The organism is Planktotalea sp. (assembly GCF_049680325.1).
Taxonomy (GTDB): Bacteria; Pseudomonadota; Alphaproteobacteria; order Rhodobacterales; family Rhodobacteraceae; genus Planktotalea.
Map to the genome: position 1 here is coordinate 1 of NZ_JBAUHO010000289.1, position 4671 is coordinate 4671.

Below are 4671 nucleotides of genomic sequence, written 5' to 3' on the forward strand. Positions count from 1 at the left end.
AAGTTAGGGTGCCTGTTCCCGATTGTTTTTTCATCAATTAATAACGCTTCTCGAAAAAGTTCCGAGGCCTTGCCGTGTTGATTTAGTGTTGCCAGAGTTGTAGCGTGCTCATTTAATGCCAAAGACAGATTCTGCTGTTGACGACCTCGCCTTGCTAAAGCAACGAGATTTTCTCCAAATTGCACTGCCATTTCGTAGTTACCCGTGCGCCAAGAAAGCTCGCGCGCTTTGAACAATGCATCGAAACTTGGGTCCAGCAAGGCTGCTCGTTGATAATGCTCCGCTGCATCAAGCCAACGGATTTCATTTTCGGCAATTTCGCCTCGAGCATAAGCAGCATGGGATGTTTTTTGAACTTTAAGCTTCTCGCTTTCCTCGACTCTGGCGAAAATGTCATCTGCAACAGAATAGTCTAGTTTTGCAAAAGCAGCTTGCGCACCTGCCAATCTGTCGCCGCCGATGTCATTGCCCATGCGGGTCAGTCGGTCAGTCAGTTCTGCGATTGTCTTTTGGGCGTCTGCCAAGGCAGGTTCTGGATCAGCGATTTGCGTTTCCATCTCTGCGATCCGCGCGCGGAGTTCGGCTTTTTCGGTGTCGTGTGCTTCGGAGAGTTCTTGTTCGAGGTCCGCTTTCATTTCGCGGCGGATTGCGATGAATTGAGGGACTGTGAGTGCTGCTGTTGCGACAGGCCCGACTGGTTTTAGTTGTTCAATGGTCTTCGCATCTAGTGACAACTCTTCTTTCTTAGAAAATGGCCGTTTAATACCAAGGTAGCCCAAAATTGCAGTCACTGCGGCAACCGCTCCAGCTTCTTCTGTATTTGCTTCGAGAAAAGCCAATACTGCTGTCAACCAATCCATACACACCACCCTGCTTATGCCTTACACAGCAGCATACCCGTCTCGCGTGAATTGGAAAGAGCGGACCCCGCACGCGGGTGGGGGTGAAGCCCCCGCCCATGGGGGCGTGCGGGGGCTGCTCGGGGTGAACCCCGAGCGGTGTCAGGTTGTACGGGTTGACCCTTCCCGACCGCCCTTCCGAGAAATGTACAATTTGCCAAATGCTCGTTCAAAGACTGTACAGTTTGCACAAATTGCAGCTACCGCACCTTCAACGTCGCCAGACCAATCATCGCCAAAATCAGCGAGATGATCCAGAAACGGATCACGATTGTCGGCTCTGCCCAGCCCTTTTTCTCGTAGTGGTGATGGATCGGGGCCATCAGGAACACGCGTTTACCTGTGCGCTTGAAGTAGAGGACCTGGATGATGACCGAGAGCGCCTCGACCACAAACAGACCGCCAACAATCGCCAGCACCAGTTCGTGTTTCGTGGACACCGCGATTGCGCCCAAAGCACCGCCCAAAGCGAGCGATCCCGTGTCGCCCATAAAGACCGCAGCGGGGGGGGCGTTGTACCAGAGAAAGCCGAGGCCACCGCCGAAAATGCCCGCTGTGAAGATCAGGATTTCGCCTGTTCCCGGCACATAGTGCACATCGAGATATTCAGTGAAATCGACGCGGCCCACGGCGTAGGCGATGACGCCAAGCGTGCCAGAGGCAATCATCACAGGCATGATTGCAAGACCGTCGAGGCCGTCGGTAAGGTTAACGGAATTGGCGGCACCAACGATGACGATGATCGAGAACGGCACGAAGAGATAGCCAAGATTTATCAAGGTATCCTTGAAGATCGGCAGCGCCAATTTGTTCTGGAGCGCTTCTGGATGGTACTGCGCAGCCCAGTAGCCGGCGATGGCAGCAATAAGAAAACCAAGGCCGAGGCGGATTTTGCCAGACACGCCTGCGGTGTTCTGCTTGGACACTTTTGCATAGTCGTCCGCGAAACCGATAGCGCCGTAAGACATTGTAACAAAAAGGCAAATCAGAACGAATGGGTTATCCAGCCGCGCCCAAAGCAGCGTCGATGTCAGCAGGGCACCAACAATCAAAAGCCCCCCCATCGTGGGGGTGCCTGCCTTGACGAAATGCCCTTCAGGGCCATCATCGCGGATCGGCTGGCCCTTGCCTTGGCGGCGGCGCAGAACGTTGATTAGGGGTCGGCCAAAGACAAACCCGAAGATAAGGGCGGTCAGAAACGCCCCACCTGCGCGAAAAGTGATGTAGCGAAAGAGGTTGAAAAAATCGCCCCCGTCCGAGAGAGCGGTTAACCAATATAGCATTTACACAGTGTCCTTTTCGGCGTCTTTCGGGGCCGTATGGCCCAATTTGCGAACCGCGTCTACCACGCGTGCGAGCCCCATTGATAAAGAGCCTTTCGCAAGCACAACATCGCCCGCATCCAGATCGCGCCCGATCTGAGCCGCCATCTCTGCGCTGCTCTCGAACCAGTGTCCACGCTTGGCCTTTGGAAGCGCATCATAGCAGTTGCGCATCAGCGGGCCGACACAATGGATCACGTCGATGTCCTGGATACTTGGCAAGGTGGCAACGGCCTCGTGCAGGGCGATTTCTTGTGGTCCAAGCTCTTTCATGTCGCCCAAGTAAGCGATGCGGCGTCCTTTGGAGACGCGCCCGATCTCGTGGGTGACCTCTGCCGCGGCAAGCACGGCCAGCGCGGCGCCCAGCGAGGTTGGATTGGCGTTATAGGCATCGTCGATCAGTTCCAGCGTCATGCGAGCGTCCGCAGGATCAAGCGCAATCACCTCGCGCGCGCCACGACCCGTGAAAGGGGTCCATTTGGCAATCGCCTGCGCGGCAAGTGCAAGATCCGCGCCAAGCGCCTGTGCACACCCCAATGCGCCAAGGCCGTTCATCGCGAAATGCTGCCCCGCGCTTTGCACCTTAAAGAGGAGTGGCGCACCAAGCGCGCTGGCCTGAACGATGGTTGTATTGCGCTTCAGAACGATCTTTTCCAGAACGTAATCGTCTGCGGTTTGACCAAACCACAATGCTTTTATACCGAGTGTTTCAGCCGCCTCTTTCAGCACCGCAGCGGTATCAATATCCGCGTTCAGGATCGCACGGCCCTCGGGCTCTAACCCTTCAAGGATAGACGCTTTTTCTGCGGCAATCCCTTCGACATTTTCGAAGGCTTCCAGATGGGCGGCAGCGACGGTGGTAATCATCGCCACATGCGGGCGCGCCATTTTGGCGAGCGGCGCAATTTCACCGGGATGGTTCATGCCGATTTCGATGACCGCAAATTCTGTGTCTTGCGGCATTCGCGCAAGAGTAAGCGGAACGCCCCAATGGTTGTTGTAACTCGCGACAGAGGCATGGGTACGCCCCTGCTCGCCCAGCACATCGCGAAGCATCTCCTTGGTCGAGGTCTTGCCGACCGATCCTGTGATCGCCACCACGCGTGCATTTGTGCGCGCTCGGCCAGCGCGGCCCAAATCTTCTAACGCGCCCAAGACATCCTTGACGATCAACAAGGGTGCATCCGCAGCGACGCCTTCGGGCAGATGCGTAACCAATGCAGCGCCTGCCCCTTTCGCCAAGGCTTGCGCGACAAATTCATGCCCGTCACGTGCGGCTTTGAGTGCGACGAACAAATCGCCCGTTTCAATCGTGCGCGTGTCGATAGAAATGCCACGCACGGCCCAGTCGCCAACAGCGCGGCCACCTGTTGCCGCTGCGGCCTCTGCTGCTGTCCAAAGGCTCATGCCCGATCTCCTTCTAGCGCGGCAACCGCGACGCTTGCCTGTTCGCAATCATCAAACGGAAAGACCGTATCGCCAACGATTTGCCCTGTTTCATGGCCCTTGCCTGCAATCAAAAGCGCATCTCCCGGGCCAAGCGCATCGATTGCACGCAAGATCGCTTCGGCGCGGTCTGCGACCTCGATCGCCGATGGTGCGCCGCCCATGACGGCTGCACGGATCAAGGCCGGATCTTCGGAGCGCGGGTTGTCATCGGTCACGAACACCAAGTCAGCGTTCTCGGCCGCTGCCTGCCCCATCAAGGGACGTTTGCTCGTATCGCGATCCCCGCCTGCACCGACAATCGCTACTAGGCGGCCCATCACATGCGGGCGCATCGCCTTGAGCGCGGTTTCGACCGCATCGGGCGTGTGCGCATAGTCAACAAAGACAGAAGCACCGTTACTGCGCGTTGCAGCCAGTTGCATGCGTCCATGCACGGTCTCAAGATCACCCAAAGTGTCAAACACACGCGCCGGATCTTCCCCGCACGCGATGACCAAGCCCGCCGCAAGCAGGACGTTCTCTGCCTGAAAGCCGCCAATCAGATTGAGCCGTGCTTGAAAGGGGCGATCATGCCATTTGAACAGCAAATCCTGCCCCGTACCATCAAAGCGTTGACCAAGCAGGCAGAGGTCCGCCTCGCTGTTTTTTCCCACGCCGATCAGCTCGTGCCCGTGGGCCTGCGCGATCATCGCGACCTCATGGCCTTTGGGATCGTCCAGATTTACCACCGCGACGCCATCATCCTGCAAGACCCGCGTGAACAGGCCCATCTTGGCCTCGAAATAGGCTTCGAACGTGCCGTGATAATCCAGATGATCCTGGGTGAAATTGGTAAAACCTGCCGCGGCAAGGGTCACACCATCCATGCGCCGCTGATCCAGGCCATGGGACGAGGCTTCCATCGCGGCATGGGTAATGCCCTCAAAAGAAAGTTGTGCAAGGGCGCGGTGCAGCGTGATCGGCTCGGGCGTCGTATGGGCCAGCGGCAGGCGGAAACTGCC

At 57.1% G+C, this 4671-nt stretch carries 4 protein-coding genes; all 4 read right to left on the minus strand.

Annotated features, from left to right (window positions below; all coding sequences use genetic code 11):
• Positions 1–860: hypothetical protein (locus tag WBC85_RS13275; protein ID WP_424438019.1), on the minus strand; the 860-nt coding region annotated here is incomplete at its 3' end.
• 239 nt (positions 861–1099) lie between these two features.
• Positions 1100–2182, minus strand: a complete 1083-nt coding sequence (gene mraY / locus WBC85_RS13280) for a phospho-N-acetylmuramoyl-pentapeptide-transferase (RefSeq protein WP_424438022.1) — start codon at positions 2180–2182, stop codon at positions 1100–1102.
• Positions 2183–3628 (minus strand): UDP-N-acetylmuramoyl-tripeptide--D-alanyl-D-alanine ligase, encoded by a 1446-nt coding sequence (locus WBC85_RS13285; RefSeq protein WP_424438025.1) that lies wholly within the window; start codon positions 3626–3628, stop codon positions 2183–2185. It lies immediately after the preceding gene.
• Positions 3625–4671, minus strand: a 1047-nt coding sequence (locus WBC85_RS13290) for a Mur ligase family protein (RefSeq protein WP_424438028.1), incomplete at its 5' end; no start/stop codon positions are given. The genes WBC85_RS13285 and WBC85_RS13290, both read right to left, overlap by 4 nt.